Origin of the sequence: Pseudodesulfovibrio nedwellii (assembly GCF_027923765.1) — a bacterium.
Taxonomy (GTDB): Bacteria; Desulfobacterota; Desulfovibrionia; order Desulfovibrionales; family Desulfovibrionaceae; genus Pseudodesulfovibrio; species Pseudodesulfovibrio nedwellii.
Window position 1 is genome coordinate 1,684,227 of sequence record NZ_AP026709.1, and the last position, 21,135, is coordinate 1,705,361.

Sequence of the window (21,135 nt, forward strand, 5' to 3'; positions counted from 1 at the left end):
TTTCAAATCGTCATCCTCTAAACAAGTCGGCAGCAGTCTTCAATTCCTGACAAAGCGGAGAATCTTCTCCACAATTGGCAAGGACAAATTCGGCTGTCACAAGAACTTTTTTCCAACGGGGCTTCTTGGGCAAAGTTTCTTCATCAAGGTACTTGTCCAAAGTCTGCGTTCTAAAATACCCATCTCTCTCCATGTAAACATTCCATAGACCGGATTGTTCGGCCATATCAGCCTTTGTGGAACCGATTGATTCGACCCAACAGTCAACAGCCAAATTCATGACCGTTACGGCCAAAGACCGCTTTTCATCAACCGTGCCCAACGACATTCGCGAACTCATCTCTTCAAGCAACAGATCAAGAGATTTTAAATCGTCCAGCGCTACCTGCTGATTTTTTACATCACCGGACTCGAGAGAAAGAATGGTTTCCTCCAGACTCACAAGTCGTTGACGATTTGAATCTAGCGCCTCATACAACTGCGTGGAAATGGACACGGCGTGTCCCATGTCCATGGGACCAACCGGTCGAACAATCATTAGGCACAAAGACTCTTCTTCAATCTCCATCTGCGTCACCCAAAAGGAGACCTTGAGTTCACGACCTTCACTGGCAAAGACTACGACATCATCTACCTAACTCGGCAAATCGAACGCCGCTGATTGAAGATGGACGGAATCAAGCAAAGCCGCACACTGCTGCGCCTCGACATTAACCAGCAATGACGCAAGAGGGCGGCCAAGCATGGTATCGGCAACATTTCCGGTGAGCACTTCAAAAGGATGGTTGCAAAAGGCAATCTCGTTACTCAAATTCACGCCGACAATGGCATCATCCAAAGAATCCAAAATCTTTGCCAACTTCGCCTGCATGAACCGAAGTCCGCTTTCCGTTTTCCGTCGAAGTTCAACTTCCCGCTTCAATGCCACATTCTCTTCCAACGCAGCATAGGCCTCTTTTAACTTAAGTTGTGTCGCAACGCGCGCTCCCAACTCCTCTCGTGAAAACGGTTTTGTAAGATAGTCATTCGCACCAGCGGCAAAGCCTTTGATAACATCTTCAATACGATTCTTTACGGTCAACAAAACTATAGGTAAAACCGAGGCCGGATATTCCTTTCGCAATTCACGACACACCGCATACCCGTCCATAGCCGGCATCATGACATCCAACAGTACCATATCCGGCTCTTTGCCGTTTTTAATCATCTGCAATGCCATAGATCCACTCTCAGCCGTTCGAAAAGAGATTCCGGCAAGATTCAGAATGGATGCAACCACCTGCAGATTAACAGGCTCATCATCCACCACCAGAACCTTATATTTCCCGTCTGAAGACAAAGCGTGACTCTGTAAGGATTCAACCGTCACGAGAGCTGACGAATTCATCCCTTCCATGGGAGAATCAACAAGAGGAAAGACCTCTGGCGTGGTGGACAGCGAAACTGTTGAATCGCCGGAAGAAAAGGCGTCTGCCAAAGGCAGGGAAAAAGAAAAGGAACTCCCGACACCCTCTTCAGAAATAACCGCAAGTATTCCGCCATGCAGTTCCACAAGATGACGGGTAATGGAAAGCCCAAGTCCTGCCCCACCCGAACGGGAAGTACTCCCCTGAGCATATGCATCGAAGATCCGCTCCTGATCCTCGGCTGAAATGCCCATTCCAGTGTCTGTAACAATGATTTTTGCGATGCCTTCATGAGATTCAGCTGAAACAATGATCTGGCCGGCCTCAGTAAACTTGAGACTGTTTCCAACCAGATTAAACAATATTTGTTCAAGACGATCAGGATCAGCTTTCACTGCGGGAAAATCCATTGGAATGGCATTAATCAACAAAGTATTGCCATCACGTTTCAATGCTTCGCCCAACGCGAGAACTCGTCGCACAGCGGCATATGGCTGAACAGACTCGACCCGTAACACAACATCACGATGCTTCAATCGAGAAAGATCGAGCACATCATTAATAAGCTTTGAAAGCCGTTTACCGCTATGCACGACAACCTTCAACTGTCTGGCTGTCGTACTGGATAAATCCGCCCCCCCCCTGGCAAGCAGAGAGTCAGCGATACCGACCATCCCGGCCAGTGGCGTTTTCAATTCATGCGTTGTGTTGGCGAGGAACTCATCCTTCAATCGGTCCAACTGCACCAGGCGAACGTTGGTCATTTCCAATTCTTCAGAAAGAGCCTCCGTCTGGGCAAATGCATTGGAAAAACGGAATGCGAGATAAAAGGCGTAAGAAAAAATGAAAACAAAAACCCCAAGAGGACGAAGTGAGGCTGAATTAATGATGTGCAAGTCAAAAAACAGGTCAACCAATTCCGTGAACACCAGGGCGAGGTAGCCGACAACAAGTATTCCGACCCCTCTTTCTCTGCGAAACAAGTCAACGGCAAAACAGCAAAACATATAAACCAACACGAGACTACTAACCCAAAAGTATAAAAACAACACGACATCATACGCATTGGGAGGCGTTATGAGAATATATGCGACATAGAGCAGACCGATGCCCCAATACACACGCTCCATGAGCCAACCATATTTTTTGGGAAACAACCGATGATAAAACATCAACATCAATGGAACGGTCACCCCATACGGCAACACGGAACAATTGATATACCATTCCCACGAAAGGGACGGGATCAATATGGTCGCCAAAAAGCCGGATGAAGGACTAAAAAGAATGGCAACACACCAAAACAAACAAAACAGTCCGAAATAAAAATATTCTTTCCCGGACTGACGCATACAAAAAAGAGCAATATACAATAAACTCAGGCAAAAAACGGCGCTTGCCATACACGCACCGAGAAGCCGAGGTAGAGTGTAAAAATCAAGAATTTGCTGAGAAGTACCGAGAAATATATCGCTATTCAAACCGCCTTGCGCGTTGTGATAATTGGAAACGCGAAGCTCGATTTCCATAAGCCGCCCTGATGTCGGGCACTCAGCTATCACGTAATGCCGCATGGGATTTTCGGATCCAAAACTCTTACCGAGAGTTCCGCTCGACGCTCTCTTTATCCCGTTAATCCAAGCCTCACAGACCGACATGCCACCCGTGACAAGAATGGCCATCTGCTCTGGATAATTTGAGGGCATATTGAAACGAAGACGATAAATCCCGTTGCCCTTCGGGCTCAACACACGCCCCTGGGCAGTCTGCCCCTCCCACAGTCCAGGCACATGAAAACGATCACTTCCTTCGAAGCCATTCGCTTGTGTCGAAAGAAAACCCTCGTCCTGCCCCCTCCACTGAAATCCCCACTCTCCGAAAAGACGCACAGGCCCGTCGCTGTCAAAATCCCATGACGAAAAATCGATGGCGCCACCGAAAGCCCGCGGGGCCTGCTCTTGCGGAGTGCATCCGAAAAAAGCCAACAACACAACTGCGATCAAAAGGATAAAACGAACCGAAGCCAAATGTGTTCCATTTCTACGCAGCGTCATGAGGAATTCCCGGAAGCAGTATGTTCTATGTGGTATGAGTCTTCATCATGTGACCCGCCCTCATCATTATGTCTAGTCTTTTCAAATCAAAAGGTTAAAAAAAATAGCACACACCAATTGTATGCTCTGTAATAAGCAAACACAGGATTCGGGCAAATCAAATAAGATGAAAACGACGCTAAAAAAAATAAGAACTACGGCCAAAATAGGAATCTTGGCCGTAGTTAAATAAACGTATTATGCTGTGAGGGTAATCTCGCCAGCGGTGCTGTCGACTGTCGCCTCACCCGCCTGACTGAGGATTTCCATGCCTGCTTCATTAACACAGACAACGGGCATTTCCTTTTTGTAAAACTCACGCATAACCAACGGACCAGTCAAAAGGACCGTGTTGGTGCGAAGATTCACCAAAGCCTTTGGCGCTTTGCCAACCCGTGCCAGTTCGAGCAAGACCAATCCAGCCCCGCTGGACCCCTTGCCAAAAGGGAAGACAAGGATTTTATCGGCCATTGACTGCCCGTATTGGTCGCTCAACGGATCTTGGATAATGCCCGTTTCAGGATCAACACCACCAATAAAACTCAATGGCTTGCGAGAAAACAAAACTTTACCGGCCACTTTCCCTTTGACAACACCTTTGCACTCAATTGTGGTTAATGCCATGATTTCGCGCTCCTTTGCATTGTGCCGGCAACAGCAGTTTCAACACAATCTTCAAGACTTCCATACACCGGTTTAATTCCGCTATACGAAAAACAATATGTGCTAAATTTGCCGGAGTTACTCATAATCCCAGTAAAATTCCATCGGTCAAACGGCGAAGACATGGGGCAGCCATCGGTGTAAATTTTCACACCGCAACGCCGCAAAGCCTCGTACATCCCATTTTTTTCCATGTGCTGTTTATTACAACGGTTGGTAAAAGCCCAAAACTCCATCGATGAGTGAACCGTTCGCCCTGCAAACGCTGTCAACAAGCTCTCACACTCGGCATGAGAAAGATGAGGGCAGCCAACAGTAACCATATTGATTTCCTTGGGAGAGGAGTTGCTCATGCGTTCTTCTGATTCACGAAGACGTTCAGGAGTGACGATCACCACATCCTTGGGCTTTTTACCGTGAAAAGCCATTTCAAGAGTCTGCGCTTCTGGAGTCAGTCCGATAAGATGGAACAACCCCACACCGCCGGAAGAGGCGGAAGTCGCCGAGAATCGCTTCAAGCCATCAATTTTACTATGAAGAGGCAGCCCTTCCATTGCGCCAATCCGGTCGCCGACGATTTCACCATGTACATACCCAAGCATGTCATAAATGGCGTCATCTAAAAAATCATCCTCTTTAAATCCTTCAAGTTTAATAAGGACTTCCGCTCTACGATTTTCAGGACAATGCAAACCTTGATAAGGAACTCGCCCTGTCAAACCAGCACAAAGATCAAGTAAGCCGGCATACCGCTCAGTACGGGCACCGATGATAGAATTCACATAGTTCGTCGCGTTTGATTCTGCCCAGGCAACTTGTTCACCAAAACGAGGCACAAACCCCGCAAAATAGGGAGCGCAAGTCCATGAAGCAGAAGCGCCAAGGGAAGTGTGCGCTTTTTCGATACGTTTATGGATTATGTATAATTCAGGATCAAATCGTTGCTCTTGCCACTTTTCCAAATCCATCAAACACGAATTCAACGAGGTCGGTACACAAAATTTTCCTCCCAGGTCGACGAGATGTTCCGCGAACTCCAAAGCGGCAAGTCCGCTATACCAAGCGCTGTCATCATGGACCATGGAAATGGAAATCATCTTTTCCGCCCCCATGGTTTCACCAAGGTCGGTGAGAATACTCATCCCGATCCGTGCGGCCTCACCGAAGTCTCCATTCAACAAAGACTTGTCATAATCGGTTAAATACATTCCTTATTTCTCCTTACATTATATACCATGAAACATCTGTTGGTGTTTCTGGATATGGCAGGCAGCGTCCCACCCGATTTCCAAACAACCTTCACCAAATACGGCGCCTTTCACGACACTGTTTCAAACAGACTATATTTTTTGCTCAAACCATCGTACCGGATTAAGACACATCGTTCCATTTATTGAATATATTAACGTCCTTCCACTTTTGTCAACCAAAATCAAAAAGCCCTATCGCAAGCAATACTCATTTAAAATCATATAGTTAAACATATTGTGGCGGCCTGTTTCTAACTCTTACTGTGCACAGGAGCACCATGACAATTCTCGGTTGATTCTTAATTTATTTTCTCTCTCCACTGCTCATTTCTTTTAAAAAAAAGGCCAATAGGATATCACCTCATTCCCTGCAGCACGCAAACGTTCTTTCAAATATTCCATGTAAAAAAACTTAAAAGTAAAATCTTCTAAGCCTTTACTTTCTTGTGGTGGAGCTGAGGAAAATCAAGCCCTCATCATCTTGAATAGCATTTTACACTCCATTATTGAGACGTTCCATCCTTTTTTGGCAGCATACACAGCATCATAAAACCATTATGAATGTCTGTCTGCAGCGCTCTAATCGTGTGCTTTCGGTTTTTCAACGAGTTTGATGTACACATAAAAAAACAACTTAAAACATCAGTAGTGACTCAAGGAAACGGATCTCATTTTTAATCATCCTGAAGCGCGGTTTTCATTGGCTCGACAGCATGCTACTTAAAACTCATGGATGACTCGAAAACACAGACCATAACACTGACCGAGCCTAGCGATGTTGTCGCAGTCTTGAATGACATCTTTCTCTATACGGACAATCATGGATTAGTGGTTAAGTCTAATGGTGCCAATTTTACATACCTTCCCAACACAGAAAAATGTGGACTTTTTTTCTGGGAAGCATTGCCTTTGAACACAGATTCTCTGGAAAGCACGTTAAATAAATACCCCCCTCTCGAAGTTCGGGAAATTTTTTGTGACAACCACAATAGCTTTCTGCTTAGGATCCTCCCATTACCTTCAATAGACTCCTCGCAAAACGGTTTTGTCATCGCGGCCACAGACAATCGCCCAGTTGAAGCTCTCTGTGAAAACTATGAAGAACGGCTTGAAAAAAAGACAATAGCGTGGTCGGATTCAATTACATTGTTCAACGCTTTCTTTGACACAGCGCTGGATGCAACGTTTCTTCTTGATGAAAATGGAGAAATCGTTGCAGCAAACAAGGCAGCACAAAAACAACACGTTAAGTCAGAGCAAGCTTTAACCGGTGAAAATTTCAAACGATTGGTGGGCAGACGTTTTTACGCAACCCTTCGCAACTCCATGCACACGCTTGATGCACAAGCAACGTGGACGGGAAATATTGTTGCCATTGATGGAGATGGGGAAGGATTTCCCGTAGCGGCCACTCTGCGCAAAATTGTTTTTTCCAACTATTCTCTCTTTCAACTTATTCTTCATGATCTGACTGCCCATGTGGAACTCAAAGAACATCTGCAAGAAAAACAGGCCGAAGTGAAAGAAAAGGATATCGCACTTAAACAAGTTATTAACTCGGTGGAAAAAGACCGCCAGGAAATGCGCGAACAATTAACCAGCCAAGTCAAGAAACAGATGCTTCCAGCCCTGGAACGTCTCACCTCTTCAGACACCCCGGAAGTGCGAGAAGGATACAAGGCTGTGATTGAGGACCAATTGGTAGATATTGCAAATGACTCATCCGGTGAATTTGATTCAGAGTTATTACGTCTATCACCTCGTGAAATGGAAATTTGCCAACTTGTTCAGCTTGGTAGAAGTGGAAAAGATATAGCACAGCTTCTCACGATGTCGTTTGAAACAGTTCAAACTCATCGAAAGAACATACGAAAAAAGCTTGGGTTACGAGGATCAAAAGTACCATTATTTACCTATCTTCGCCAAAAGCCCTCACTCTCATAATTCAGGTATTCCTGATTAGCTCAACCCCATCACATCCACTTGTTGGTCGTGTGTAGAGTCGTTTTCATAAGTAGTAAAAACACCTCGCATCACACCGAAACGTCATTTCTGAAGAGCCACTAAAGGCCGTAACACTCGCCCCTATCGGGTATACCCGAATACCTGAAACATACCCTATACCCCCCCCTTGATAGAAACTGTTCTGGAATATAAGATTAATGAATTGAAAATGCACCTTATTGGTTTATTTTCATATTCCCCAATATCTTATGTATATACCAAACCCAACATAACACCCTCGACTCTAACGAACGACAAAGGCCCCAGCTGCCTAGCGAGAATGAGTCGAATGTGCTGCTCGGCAATTCAGATGAAAGTTGAACAACCTTCATCCTTGGCGGGCGTGCAATATTGAACTATGGAGAATTAATGGAAAAAATTCGCGTTGAAAATCTTTATAAGATATTTGGCAATAAGCCTCAAAAAGCTCTAGACATGCTTAATGATAATCATGACAAACAGTCTGTCTTTGATGAAACCGGCATGACTGTAGGTGTGAACAATGCCTCATTTGCTATAGAAGCAGGAGAGATATTCGTCATCATGGGACTATCCGGTTCGGGCAAATCCACCATTGTCCGCATGCTCAACAGACTCATCGAACCGACCGCAGGCCGTGTTATTGTTGACGGACAAGATGTAACAGCCATGAACAATGAGGAATTGGTCAAATTTCGACTCCACAACATGAGCATGGTTTTCCAGTCGTTTGCACTTATGCCCCACCAAACGGTTCTTGATAACGCCGCATTCGGGTTAGAATTGGCCGGAGTAGAAAAAGAAAAACGTTACCAACGGGCTCGTGAAGCTCTGGCGCAAGTCGGACTCACAGGTTGGGAAGACCAATACCCAGATCAACTCAGTGGTGGTATGCAGCAGCGCGTTGGACTGGCTCGCGGTTTGGCTGTTGACCCGGACATACTGCTGATGGATGAAGCTTTTTCCGCTTTAGATCCACTCATTCGAACCGAAATGCAAGACGAATTGCTCAAGCTGCAGGAAGAACAGGAGCGCACTATTGTTTTTATCTCTCACGATCTCGACGAAGCCCTTCGTATTGGCGACCGAATAGCCATCATGGAAGGTGGCAATGTCGTGCAGGTGGGCACTCCTGATGAAATTTTACAAAACCCGGCAAATGATTACGTTCGGGCATTTTTCCGAGGCGTGGACCCTACCAATGTGATCAGTGCCGGGGATATCGTAAGCGATACGCACCCAACCATTGTCATTACCAAAGAAGGCAGCCTCCGCACGGCCCATGAGATCCTCAGCAGAAGTGAACGTGAGCATGGCTATGTTCTCGACACAAAGCATCGTTTACTTGGCGTCATCTCATCAGAAGAGATTAGGGAAACTTTGGAAAAAGGGATGCCGGACCAACCAATCAGCCAAGCGTATATCGATGATGCTGAACCGGTAAATTTTGATGAATCAATGCAGGATATCCTTCCGATGATCGCATCCAGCCCTTGGCCTGTCCCAGTAATAGATGCCGACGGCGTCTTTAAAGGAGTGGTTTCCAAAAACCGATTTCTGCGAACGCTGCACTATGCGGAAGAAACTATCCATAAGTCGGGAGCATAATAATGTTTGAAGAAGCGATAATTCCTCTTGATCAATGGGTTACCACCCTTGTCGACTGGCTTGTGGACGACTATAGGGAGGTTTTCCAGCTCCTTAAATGGCCTATTGAGCAAATGCTCAACGGATTTGAACACGGACTTACAAGTCTGCATCCGCTCATTGTTATTCTTATTATTGCGCTTGTGGCATTAAAATTCTCCGGGAAACGGCTAGCGGTTTTTAGCTACTTGGCAATGCTCATAATAGGATTTCTGGGACTTTGGGAAGACGCCATGGTGACTTTGGCCATGGTCTTGTCATCAGTAATTGTCTGCACAGTATTGGGTGTCCCCCTCGGAATCATGGCTGGTCGAAGCGACCATTTTGAAGCAGCACTCAGACCAGTATTGGATGCCATGCAAACCACGCCAGCGTTTGTTTATCTAGTTCCCATTGTCATGCTCTTTTCCGTGGGTAACGTGGCTGGTGTTCTTGCGACCATTATCTTTGCATTGCCCCCTATAATAAGACTGACTGGATTGGGAATACGACAAGTTCACCCGGAATTGGTCGAAGCTGCTCAAGCCTTTGGAGCCAGCCGTTGGCAAGTCCTGATTAAAGTACAAATCCCCCTTGCTTTGCCGACCATTTTGGCTGGCCTGAACCAAACTATAATGATGGCGCTTTCCATGGTGGTCATTGCTGCACTCATTGGCGCTGGCGGCCTTGGCTCCCCGGTTATTCTCGGTCTGAACACCTTGGATATAGGCCGTGCTGTGGTCGGTGGCGTCGGTATTGTGCTCATGGCAATCGTGCTGGATCGCATCACCCAATCAATTGCTCAAAAAAAGTAATACAAATAGAATCTGAGGAGGTTCCATGAAACTGTTGAAGATGACCCTCGCCGCAATTTGTGCGGTTCTGATCGTGTCCTCTGCCATGGCAATGGAAATGAAACCGGGTAAAGGGGTCACTCTGACGCCAGCCCGTGCTACCTGGAATACTGGTTTTTTCCAGGAAGCTCTGGCTCGCAAGGGCCTGGAAGAGTTGGGCTATAAGGTCAAAAAGACTAAAGATCTTTCCAACCCCATTGCCTACAAGTCCATCTATCTGGGAGACATCGACTACTGGTGCAACGGCAACTTTCCACTGCACAACGAACAACTTCCCAAGAATTTCGAAAAGAAAGCTGTGATCCTTGATCCGATCATTAAAGCTGGTGGAATGCAGGGCTACCTCGTCTCAAAGAAAGAAGTTGAAAAATACAACATCAAATCTCTTGATGATTTCAAACGCCCTGAAGTGAAGAAAGCATTCGATTTAAACGATGACGGCAAAGCCGACCTCATTGCATGCCCTCCGGGCTGGGGTTGTGAAAAAGTCATCGCCCAGCACATGAAAGCGTTTGACTTGGACGATCATATCAACCCCGTCAAGGCCGCCTATGAAGCTGGTATGGCATCCGCATTGGGTGCTTACAAAGCTGGCAAGCCCGTTTTCTTTTATACTTGGACACCCAACTGGACTGTCTTCAAGTTTAAGCCTGGCAAGGACGTAATGTGGATCAATGTTCCGGCCGAGGGTAATACAGCCGGAGAAGTCTCTGGCGTCGAAGGAGCCGTCTCTGATCCCCTGAGAAATGGCTTCATGGTCTACGACATTACCGTTGTGGCGAATAAAAAATTCCTTGAAGAAAACCCTGCTGCGGCATCCTTCCTGAGCAGTTTCAAACTGACCATTGGTGACGTGAGCGCCCAGAATACCCGCATGAACGAAGGCGAAAAGTCCGATAGGGATATCGCAAAACACGTGGATGAATGGATCTCCAGCAATCAGGCCAAATGGGACAGCTGGCTCGACAGCGCCCGCAAGGCCGCTCAATAAAGAGATTCTCCAAACGTCAATGCAGAGCCCTCCTCTCATGAGGCTCTCTGCGTGAGTTTCCAGCTCTTTAAAAGCCCCCCATGCCGAGAATTATTCGGCATAGGGGGCTTATTTTGTTGTAAAACAGAAAAGGAAAACCCCACAACTCAATTTCAATTCTTCACTTCTCCAAATCTAAAAGCTGCACCAGATACCCTCTCAAACTATCTGGTACAGCTTTTTTTCAGCAGACCGTCACCCCATACATTCCGGTCTGTGCCCCAGCCCTTCTCGAATTTTCATACACCACTTCAATACCGAGTAAGATAGACTTACGATTCCATGTTTTCAATTCACTGGATAATCGATTCTAACAGAGCATGCTTTGTATTCGGCCGTATCCGAAATCGGATCTGCAGCTGAATTAGTAAGCCAATTCGAATTATTCTTATAGAAATGAAACGCCATCCAAACCATTCCCTTAGGGACCTCATCCGTTACACGAGCTCGGACTGTGATGGTGCCACGCCTTGAGGTGAGTTGAATCATTTCACCAGTTTCAAAGCCCAACTGTTTGGCGTCAACAGGCGCGATATCGACTATTTCTTCGCTGAGCAAATCATTAAGTCCAATCGCGTTGGCTGTTTGCGAACTGCAATTGTAATGATAGAGTCTTCTGCCTGTACTCAAGATTAAAGGGTACTCCTTGTCAGGCGTCTCCGCAGATGGTGTCCAATCAACAGCTTGAAAATGAGCCTTCCCCTGTTTGAATTTTACGTCACGGAACAAATGCGGCGTATCCTTGAACAGATGCGGTGTACCGGGATGCAAAGAATGCGGAACCGGCCATTGCAACGATTCATTTTCCAATCGGTCATAGGTAATTCCATTCAGCATAGAGCATTGCGGCGCCATCTCATTGTCCCAGATGTCCTGAGCACTGGAGGATTCCCAAGTGTCTCCCATGCGCTTTGCCAGCTCACGGAAAATCCACCAATTGGGCCGAGCCTCTCCAGGGGGAGGAGACACCTTACGAACGCGGTTGACTCGACGTTCCGTATTAATGAATGTCCCGTCATCTTCGCTCCAGGCAGCGGATGGAAGAACTACGTCCGCATATTCGGTCGTTTTCGTAGGAAAGATGTCGTTACACACCATAAACTCGGCAGACGAGAGGCAACCGTGGACATGGTGCATGTCAGGTTCGGTTGTAGCCGGATCTTCACCGAAAACATAGAATCCACGAACCTTTTTTGTTTTCAAACCTTCGAGCATGGCGGGAAGCCGCAACCCCTCATAGCCGAGGAGGTTGCCAACATTCCACGCTTTTTGGAACTTCTTACGAGCAGCCGGGTTATGCACTTTCTCATAGCCGGGGAAAGAATCCGGCAGAGCACCTGCATCACATGCGCCCTGAACATTGTTTTGACCTCGCAATGGGTTTACGCCCCCACCGGGTATACCAATGTTTCCAAGCAATAATTGCAAATTTGCGCAGCTGAACACGTTATGAACACCAGAAGTATGTTCCGTTATACCAAGAGTATATATAAGCATTGCGGGTTTTGATTCAGCCAACAGTCGTGCGAGATCAACGACTTGTTCAGCGGGAACTCCTGTGACCTTTTCGGCCTCTTCAGGAGTGTACCTGAGTACGGTTTCCTCAAGCTCATCAAAACCATCAACCCACTGCTCTACGTAATCCTTGTCATACAGATTTTCCGTGATCAAAACATTCATTATGGAGTTGATCAACGCGACATCAGAGCCGACTTTCAGCCGCAAGTGCATATTCGCCCACTCTGTAAGCTTGGTTGCCCGAGGATCAACGACAACCAGTTTTGCACCTTTCTGAACGGCATTATGAACAAACGTCGCAACCACTGGATGGGCTACGGTCATGTTCGAGCCGATAACGAGTATTGTGCTCGCCTTTTCGATATCTTCAAAGTTATTAGACATTGCACCGGAACCAAGCATTGTCGTCAGACCGACGACCGATGGAGCGTGTCAGGTTCGTGCGCAATGATCGATGTTGTTGGTGCCTATGGTCGCCCTAAAGAGCTTCTGCATGTTATATGAATCTTCGGTAATACTTCGGGCGCAACTCAAACCTGCAATTGCATCTGGACCGTATTCGTCACGAATCTCCATAAATTTGGAAGCAACAAGATCGAGAGCCTCATCCCATGACGCTTCCCTGAATTTCCCATTTTCCTTGATAAGAGGCGCTGTGAGGCGATTTTTGGAATAGATAAAATCGTATCCAAAGCGTCCCTTCACACACAATCGCCCCTTGTTTGGCGCAATATTTTCATCGGCTGTGACTTTGATGATCTTTTCGTCCTTAACGTGAAGGATCAACTGACAGCCAGTCCCGCAATATGGACATGTCGTCTGGACTTTTTTGACTTTTTTTTTAGTTATCCCAAGTGCTTTCTTGTCAAAAAGGGCTCCAACAGGACACGCCTCAATACATTGACCGCAATGGGTGCACTTTTCCATATCGACAGTTGGATGCCATGTTCCATTAAAAGAATGACGGGAAATAGCGCTCTGGCCAATGTCCTGGCAGGTTGCGATGCATTGGCCGCATTTGATGCAACGACTATAATCTCGAGCAATAAACGGAGAGCGATTGTCAACAACCGGCGTCTCAATTTCTAAGGGAACATCCCTAACAGGCACCTTGTGCTTCCCTGCCATTTTCTGAAGGACACACGCCCCTTTTGCCGGGCATTCGTGATCGTGCCACTCCATGTCCCTGGCTTCAAGATGGCCGGGTGCGCATTTCCCTTCCGGTAGCTTGGCTGTAAAACAGTTGTGCGCCCCGGTAGAAAAAATAGACGTCAATTTAGTTTTTCGAGCCTCAAAGACTTTGGGAGACTCGGTTGTGATGTTCAACCCTTCCACGGCAAGCGTGGTCGATGTTGAAATCAACTCTCCCGTATCTATATTTTCAGCGATGCTGAGTTCACAACTATTGTCACAATAACATGTCTCGCTCTGGCACAAAGTCGGGATGCTGATACCTGCCTGAGAGGCAACGTCCAGAAGTGTCTGATTCTCTCGGAATTCTATCTTCTTATCGTTTATAATGACGTGTCGCATTGGTTATCCTTTGTATTATATAAATAAAATATGTTATTCTGGAACTTTTATGCGTGGTTAAGACGCATCCTTTTTGAAAACGGAAAAAAACATTTCCATACAATGCTTTGAACAAAAATCGAAACTTTCATCGATTCCACCTCCTGCGGGGACCTTGGTGAAACTATGCGATTCATCTTCTACAGCGTTGAAACGCATTCCACACTGATCACAAATTTTTATGTTGCTTGTAATAAAGGCACTGACGCAATTTTCGGAACACAACGGAATATCTCCCTGCGTTTCTCCATAAATACGTCTGCCACAAACATGACAAAACACCGCTTCATCTGGTGACAAATTCAAAGCCCCTCCGCACAAAGGGCAAAAATTTGAAGGTCGGGATTCCACTGTATGGTGGCAATGCGGACAACTTGAACGCAGAGCCGTTTTGCAGTGGGGGCAGGCGGAAGGTGCAACCGAATTTTCTGTCTCAATTGAAAATACGTTGAAATACGATTCTGGCTCATGTTTCGTATTCAAATGAGGACAGTGAGGGTTGGGACAATACATATAAATCGAGTGGTCTTTTTTCATGGCATAACTAATTTTGCTAATGAGTTGATAAAAAAAGGCTGGAGATTAATGAGGCGATTGACCTCCAGCCTTTTATAAAAGCCGATCGATACCTTTAGATGCAGCTAGATGCTGTTCATCCCGAAACTATTTTCTCCAAAAACTAAGGGTGTTTCAGATTGCTTTCGGGCGTACCAAGCATCTCTGCCGGAACCGCGGCTATATGACCAAAACCTTTGCTTGCGAACATAAACATCCAGGTAACGATGACAAACGGCCACGTGAGTGACGGCATGCCGATGGGAGCAAGAAGTACGCTTATAGATGCCTGAGCTATGGAACCGATGATCATGCAGAAAGTCGCATAGAGAAATGTTTTCCAATTGAGATAATAAAAAAGCCCGCCCAATGCGATGGCACAAAGCACCGAGTTATAACCATACAATCCAAGACGAAGCGGGGCTTCTGGAGACTGCATGACCAAAGCGGTGAGCAGGCCAATCAGGGAGCCGAAAACCGCAAAGAATGCAGATATTCTGGAATTGACGAGGATGGCTATGACAAAGATAATTCCAGTGACAACGCTATCTTCGAACATGACTTCACCAACGCCTTTGGTCACGCCATCCAGGAAAGTCATTGCTGAAATTTTGCCAACGGAAATCGTGGTGTGCGGATCAGGAATCGAAGTTGCCAGCAATGACCCAGCCTCCAGAATGCCGAACTTGGAAGCACAGAACATGAGAATCCAGGTGGCCAGCACAAAGGGTGCCGTTAAAGCAGGCATGCCCCATTTGCCCAAAAAATTCATGAGTGCACTCATGATAATGGTACTGAGTGCAGCGTTGATAACCACGTAAAGCAACAACTCGGGGCTATAGACGAAATAAAAAGGCAGTGCGATACCCGCGAGTGTGCCGTTAAATCCGAACAACCCGGCCTTGATAAGACCTTTGTCCGCACCAAGGGCTATGGCAACAAAGGTTGACGCGGCAGTCCCAAGAACAGCACAGAATCCCAATTCCCAGGAATTATAGAATATCCCTATAAAAAAAATAAAGCCGGTCACAGGGTTATTCTGAAACATGACCTGTCCGCATCCACGTAGGCATGCGTCTACAAATTGAAATAGCGAATTGTTTTTTGGCGCTTCCATGATCGTTATATCTCCTTGAATGATGGTGTGCAGGTGTTGTCTATACCGTTTGAGCTTCCAGTTCCTTTTTGAGCTTGTCGCGCTCCTGAGACTTGTGCATGGCGCTCATCATGTTTTTCATCCAGTGATCAGCATGGCGGTAGGATGTGAGAGAAATGTATCTGTGCGTATCGGCGGAGCCACAATGAACACAGGGAATTGTCTCATCGCTTGAGTGAGCGAGTGTTTCAAAATCGGTGTCGCAGCCGTTACAATGCAGTTCGTAGATTGGCATAGTCTTCTCCGTGAAAAGGTTGTGACCTCTCTATTGCGACAACTGTACCAACTTCTAGAGAACTGATAAATGCATGGTTATTATGGATAAATTAAAATAATCACGAGAGGATTCAAAGAGAAGGGTTACAACGAAGATTGTTGTTTTAAGAACTGAAGAGAATGGAGTGCGAACTGAAAGGGCTGAGCCCTTACAATGAAATCGGTGGCTACAACTTTTCTTGTAAGAGTTGGTTTGATACAATCAAAAATTTGCAAAAGAAAAACCAAAAAAACTTTGGATGGCAGAATGCGTCAGAGCAATTTATCTCCATAAGAGACAAATTGCTCTGACGCACACATTTAATAATGGAACTCTTGGCTTTTTTTCTATGAGGATAAATGTTTAATTATTTATTTTCTTGAGCTTAAGACTCAATGACTGTTGCGAAATACCAAGTATTCGTGCGGCGGCACTCTGATTTCCACCAGACCGTTCCATGGCTGTATTTATGAGTGTTGTAGATATTTTTGTAACGACTTCTTTAAGCGGGGGAAGGCTTTCAGGCGAAAAATTCACCGTATCCCACGAACTGGTTTCTTCAACATGAGGTATCACTCCCCCAAGTGAATCTTCGCTGTGGATATGATTCTTGAAACTGGCTGAAGACAACATGCGTGAACAATGCTGACTCACGGCATCACTGGCCATAGCTTTCAACTCTCGCACATTCCCAGGAAACGAGTATGTCCGTAAAAAGTTTATGAGTTCAGGATGGTATGCTGGCTTCTTCTTATCTTGTTCAGTTGCCTCACATTCCAAAAAATAATCCAAAAGCAGGGAGACATCATCAAGCCTTTCGCGCAATGGGGGGAGCGTAACCTGATGGCCGACAAGTCTATAATAGAGATCTTCCCTGAACTTCCCTTCTTGTTTCAAGGTGGACAAATTCTTCAATGTTGACGTCACGACGCGGACATTGGCTTTTTTAGGAAGGTCAGAACCGACCGGGAAATATTCTTGTTCCTGCAACAATCGCAAGAGTTTTACCTGCGAACTCAGGCTCAGGTCTCCAATTTCATCAAGAAACAGAGTACCTCCATTGGCCTGCTCGACCAACCCTTTGCGCGCCTTATCAGCACCTGTAAATGCTCCACGCACATGACCAAATAAAGAATCCGCAAAAACCGGATCATCAAATGCAGCCACATTCACTGCCACAAATTCACCACAGCGCATGCTCAGATGATGAATGGCCTGAGCAATCAACTCCTTGCCAGTTCCGGTCTCCCCTGTAATCAAAATGGGATTCTGACTACCAGCCACCGCTTCACAATATTTGAAGATAGAAAGCATTTTGGGATTTTGCGTAAGAATTTTTGAGAACATTTCCGGGTGTTTCAGTTTGGTCTCAAGGATTTGTTCACGCAGTCTAGCATTTTCCTGTTCCATGTCCTTAAATTCGAGCGTGCTCCTCACCCTTTTCGCCAATTCGGTCTTGTCTACGGGTTTAAACAAGTAATCTCTGGCTCCGTCCCTCATACATTGTATAACTGATTTCCCATCACTAATTGCTGAAACAATAATGATGGGAATCCATGGATATTTTTCTTTGATCATCTTAAGTAAAGCAGGCCCACTAATATGAGGCATCACTAAATCGAGTAAAACAAGACTGAATTGTTTTTTCTTCATCAAAGACATAACCGTTCTACTGTCATCACAAGTGATTACATTTGAGTAACCAGATGCATACAAGGCTATTTCGAAACTTTGCAACGCAGATTTCTCATCGTCGACAACAAGAATCGGATGTGAAGGACACAAATGATTTTCCATAACTCACCTCATTTACAATCTATTGTAATCAATTGGAGCCTGTGAAAGACAGGGTTACGCATGTTCCTTGTCCCTCTTCTGAATCGATAAAGATATCACCGCCATGCTCCTTGATAATTCCCGCTGAAACAGACAAACCAAGCCCAGTGCCGCCCCACTCTCTTTTCGTCGTATAGAATGGGTCCCTAACGTGCTTGAGGTCTTTCTTTGAAATACCAATTCCCTGATCTGTTATTTTAAAATAGACCTTTTCTTCTATTGCGTAGGTCTCAATGAGAATAGAATTCTCTCGTGATTTCAACGCTTGACAAGAATTTTGGATCAAATTGACAAGGACTTGTTCGATCCGACGCAAATCGCCTTTGAACAAAGGCAGACAGTCATTAATACTTATGACAAAGTTATCCGTGCTGTTCTTTATGAGATTGGTAAGCAGCATGTGGGCAGACCTGAAGGCCTTGTTGATATCCACATCTCCACCCATTTTGACCGGAGATTGTCTGGAATAATCTTTCAAATTTCGCACAATAGTTGAAACACGATCAGACCCCTCGTTAATACCGAGAAGCAATTTGGGCATGCTTTTCTGAACATAGCTCAAGGGCAAGTTTCCGATCCAGACTTCTTCACCCTCTTCATTCTGCTGTCTGAGATATTCCATCATGCCTTGCCATATCTCATCCATTGTTTGAGAATTCAGGCTGATGAGATTCAAAGGATTGTTGATCTCATGTGCCATGCCAGACACAAGAATTCCAAGAGATGCCATCTTGTCTGCCTGATGCAAGGATTTGTAGCTCTGTTCCAATTCTTTGGTCCGCTTCTGGATTTTTCCTTCAAGACTTTCGTTCAATTCCTTCAGTCGCTGCCTGTTTTCCTTCAACGCTTTATCGGCTTTCTTTTGTCGATTGATATCATTCAAAAGCCAGATAACACCCTGACTGGGGTTACCGGAATCAATGGCGCTGATGGAAAGTTTGCGCCACTCACTCTCAGTCTGATTCATTTTCAAAGGTATTTCGCAATTAAAGTGCCTTCCTTGTCTCAAGAAATTCTCAGAATCTCTTTCGATTCTTGAATATAAAGTCTTATCGAGGAAGAGATCTTTTGTTGCGATTGGTCTTTTGGTGCCCCTTGGAACGAAACAAATGTCAAGGAATCTATTGTTACACCACTTCAATTTAGAGTTAACTATAAATGCAATACCTATAGTGGCATTCTCCAAGATCATTTTTTGTTGTTTGCTTGTCTTATTTAGTTTTTCACTGATCCTTTTACGGGCATGAACTTCTTGCTCTAATTCATCAATTTGAATAGCAAGCTCTTCCTCAACTTCAATCCGACGTTCCTGGATCAAGGTAAACCACCAGACCCAGACAGCGATAATAAGAAGTGTAAAAATGTATATTGTTATGACGTACCATTTAAAATTGTGCCATATTTGATAATTTGTGTGTTCAGAAAGAAATACACTTGAAGAAAACACAACACCAAGAACAACAGATATGATGAGATAGTGTTGAAGAAATCTTTTCGTTTTCTTCATGAAAGCTTCTTTTGGAGAGGCCACATGCTTTCTTTGTTTTTTTAAATCTATATCTTCGCATTTTCCACCACAGATACTATCCAGAACACAGCACAATGAACAAATATGATTACCACGCATAGGGCAGTATACCATTTCACTCTGTCCGTATTGTTTTTCACAAATTGGACAGGTCATTAAAGTGTCACTCTGCAAAATGGTATTTTCTCGACGTATATAATACTTACCCTTTGTCAAAATAGCGACCAATGGTGCAACGGTAAATGCAACAGAAAATGCAATCAGTGTTGAAAAAGATTTTCCGTATATACCAAAGAGACCAAAATATGCAGGAATGGCTGTAGCGAGTGACACTAAAAGAGAAATAATACCAACAGGGTTTATATTATAAAGATATGCACGTTTGTATTCGATAGTTCTCGGAGCAATCTTGAGGGGCTTAATAACTGTTAAGTCAGCGACAATCGTACCGATCCATGACAATGCAAATATGGCATAGATGAAAAGCATGGAATGCATTGTCTTGAATACACCCAGTTGCGCAAAAAGAATTGACATGAGGATATTGAACAAAAGCCAAACAGCCCTGCCCGGATGGCTTCCTGTTATTCTTGAAAAGAAATTCGACCATGCGAGTGACCCGGCATAAGCGTTCGTCGCATTTATTTTGACCTGACATATAACAATATACAATGTCACAAGAAGCAATGCATACTGAGGGTTATCAATTACTGTGTCATACACGTTGAGATAAAGTTGAACAGTGTCAATACTTTCACTGCTCACGACATTCCCCGCCTCAATGAACAACACAACGAGAAAAGCGCCGCAAAGAATTTTCAATGCACCAATGATGATCCAACCGGGCCCGGCCGTCAGTACTGCCAGCCACCATTTAAATTTGTTCTCATCCGTTTTGTCAGGAAGAAAACGCAGATAATCAACCTGCTCTCCGATTTGTGGAATTAATGAAAATAAAACAGAGAGAGCGGAACCAAACAGAAAGGGATCAAATGAGCCTGTGCCCACATGGTTTTCGTATGAAATCCATCGAGTAACGCTTTCGGGATCTTTGAAAATGATAATGGCTATGGGAACAATCCAGAGAAACAGCCAAAGAAATTGCGTATAATTATGCAGCTTATTGATGACCGTTATTCCATAAAATGAAAAAGGAATGATCACCAACGAACAGAGCAGGTATCCAATAGGTAATGGAATCCCAAAACAAAGAAATACCGCTTGCGCCATGATCGTTGTTTCAATGGCAAAAAATATTATCGTAAAGAATGCATATATAAGTGAAGTAATTGTGGAGCCAATATATCCGAAACCTGCTCCACGAGTCAGCAAGTCGATATCAATATTTTCTTTTGATGCATGATAGGCAATTGGAATACCCGTAAGAAAGATCACTACGCCCAAGGACAAAATTGCCCAAAGTGAATTGGCAAATCCGTAGTTTATAATAAGTAATGCACCAATCGCTTCCAGAGCAAGAAATGAAATACCCCCGAGAGCTGTACTGGCAATCTGCCATTCTGGCCACCGTCTGAACGCTTTGCTTACACGTCGCAAGGAGAAATCTTCAATGGCCGTGTTAGTGACCAACAGGTTGTATGTTCTTTGCTGCCTGGATGTGTTCACAATCTTACCTCGATCTCACTGACGGCCCGACGGCTCCACAGAAAGACTCAAACTTCTTCATTCAATCTCGTACAATCACGAATCCACGTCTTTCATCCGTAAAATATTTCGTCATTTTGAAAACCATTTCATATAAAGACGCCTCTTGCTTTTCAATCTGACGATGTATCCGCATATGCAAAA

The 21,135-nt window shown here is 45.0% G+C and carries 14 protein-coding genes; 4 read left to right on the top strand and 10 right to left on the bottom strand.

The genetic code is table 11. The features are described 5' to 3' along the window. Nucleotides 1-10 precede the first annotated feature (10 nt). From SYK_RS07925 to SYK_RS07940, 4 genes are all read right to left on the bottom strand, one after another. The gene (locus SYK_RS07925) at nt 11-568 is read right to left on the bottom strand and encodes a hypothetical protein (protein ID WP_281763050.1); all 558 of its coding nucleotides are present in this window, start codon (nt 566-568) and stop codon (nt 11-13) included. Between the two features lie 66 nt (nt 569-634). Then, nucleotides 635-3,460: a response regulator gene (locus SYK_RS07930; RefSeq protein WP_281763051.1), complete on the bottom strand. Its 2,826-nt coding sequence runs from the start codon at nt 3,458-3,460 to the stop codon at nt 635-637. A gap of 237 nt (nt 3,461-3,697) precedes the next feature. Further along, nucleotides 3,698-4,123: an aconitase X swivel domain-containing protein gene (locus SYK_RS07935; protein WP_281763052.1), complete on the bottom strand. Its 426-nt coding sequence runs from the start codon at nt 4,121-4,123 to the stop codon at nt 3,698-3,700. After that, nucleotides 4,114-5,370: an aconitase X gene (locus SYK_RS07940; protein WP_281763053.1), complete on the bottom strand. Its 1,257-nt coding sequence runs from the start codon at nt 5,368-5,370 to the stop codon at nt 4,114-4,116. The genes SYK_RS07935 and SYK_RS07940 overlap by 10 nt, the downstream gene beginning before the upstream one ends. A gap of 771 nt (nt 5,371-6,141) precedes the next feature. Here SYK_RS07940 and SYK_RS07945 point away from each other — a divergent pair. The 4 genes from SYK_RS07945 to proX all read left to right on the top strand — a co-directional run bounded on the left by SYK_RS07945 (nt 6,142) and on the right by proX (nt 10,866). After that, the gene (locus SYK_RS07945) at nt 6,142-7,356 is read left to right on the top strand and encodes a PAS and helix-turn-helix domain-containing protein (protein WP_281763054.1); all 1,215 of its coding nucleotides are present in this window, start codon (nt 6,142-6,144) and stop codon (nt 7,354-7,356) included. Nucleotides 7,357-7,785: 429 nt separating this feature from the next. Further along, a complete protein-coding gene (gene proV, locus SYK_RS07950) occupies nt 7,786-9,003 on the top strand; it encodes a glycine betaine/L-proline ABC transporter ATP-binding protein ProV (protein WP_281763055.1) in 1,218 nt (405 codons plus the stop codon). A gap of 2 nt (nt 9,004-9,005) precedes the next feature. Beyond that, nucleotides 9,006-9,836: an ABC transporter permease gene (locus tag SYK_RS07955; protein ID WP_281763056.1), complete on the top strand. Its 831-nt coding sequence runs from the start codon at nt 9,006-9,008 to the stop codon at nt 9,834-9,836. A 25-nt stretch (nt 9,837-9,861) separates the two neighbouring features. Further along, nucleotides 9,862-10,866, top strand: coding sequence for a glycine betaine/L-proline ABC transporter substrate-binding protein ProX (gene proX, locus SYK_RS07960; protein WP_281763057.1), 1,005 nt, complete (start codon nt 9,862-9,864; stop codon nt 10,864-10,866). A 327-nt stretch (nt 10,867-11,193) separates the two neighbouring features. Here proX and fdhF read toward each other — a convergent pair whose 3' ends face one another. From fdhF to SYK_RS07990, 6 genes are all read right to left on the bottom strand, one after another. Then, on the bottom strand, nt 11,194-13,956 hold the full coding sequence (fdhF, locus tag SYK_RS07965) for a formate dehydrogenase subunit alpha (protein WP_353618295.1): 2,763 nt from the start codon (nt 13,954-13,956) through the stop codon (nt 11,194-11,196). A gap of 57 nt (nt 13,957-14,013) precedes the next feature. Continuing rightward, nucleotides 14,014-14,532, bottom strand: coding sequence for a hypothetical protein (locus SYK_RS07970; RefSeq protein ID WP_281763058.1), 519 nt, complete (start codon nt 14,530-14,532; stop codon nt 14,014-14,016). A gap of 142 nt (nt 14,533-14,674) precedes the next feature. After that, nucleotides 14,675-15,667, bottom strand: coding sequence for an urea transporter (gene yut, locus SYK_RS07975; RefSeq protein ID WP_281763059.1), 993 nt, complete (start codon nt 15,665-15,667; stop codon nt 14,675-14,677). 40 nt (nt 15,668-15,707) lie between these two features. Continuing rightward, nucleotides 15,708-15,941 carry an FmdB family zinc ribbon protein gene (locus SYK_RS07980; protein WP_281763060.1) on the bottom strand — a complete coding sequence of 78 codons (234 nt, stop codon included), beginning with the start codon at nt 15,939-15,941 and terminating at the stop codon, nt 15,708-15,710. Nucleotides 15,942-16,325: 384 nt separating this feature from the next. After that, complete coding sequence (locus tag SYK_RS07985) at nt 16,326-17,759, bottom strand: sigma-54-dependent transcriptional regulator (protein WP_281763061.1); 1,434 nt, start codon at nt 17,757-17,759, stop codon at nt 16,326-16,328. Nucleotides 17,760-17,787: 28 nt separating this feature from the next. Further along, nucleotides 17,788-20,952 carry an ATP-binding protein gene (locus SYK_RS07990; RefSeq protein ID WP_281763062.1) on the bottom strand — a complete coding sequence of 1,055 codons (3,165 nt, stop codon included), beginning with the start codon at nt 20,950-20,952 and terminating at the stop codon, nt 17,788-17,790. Nucleotides 20,953-21,135: the final 183 nt, after the last annotated feature.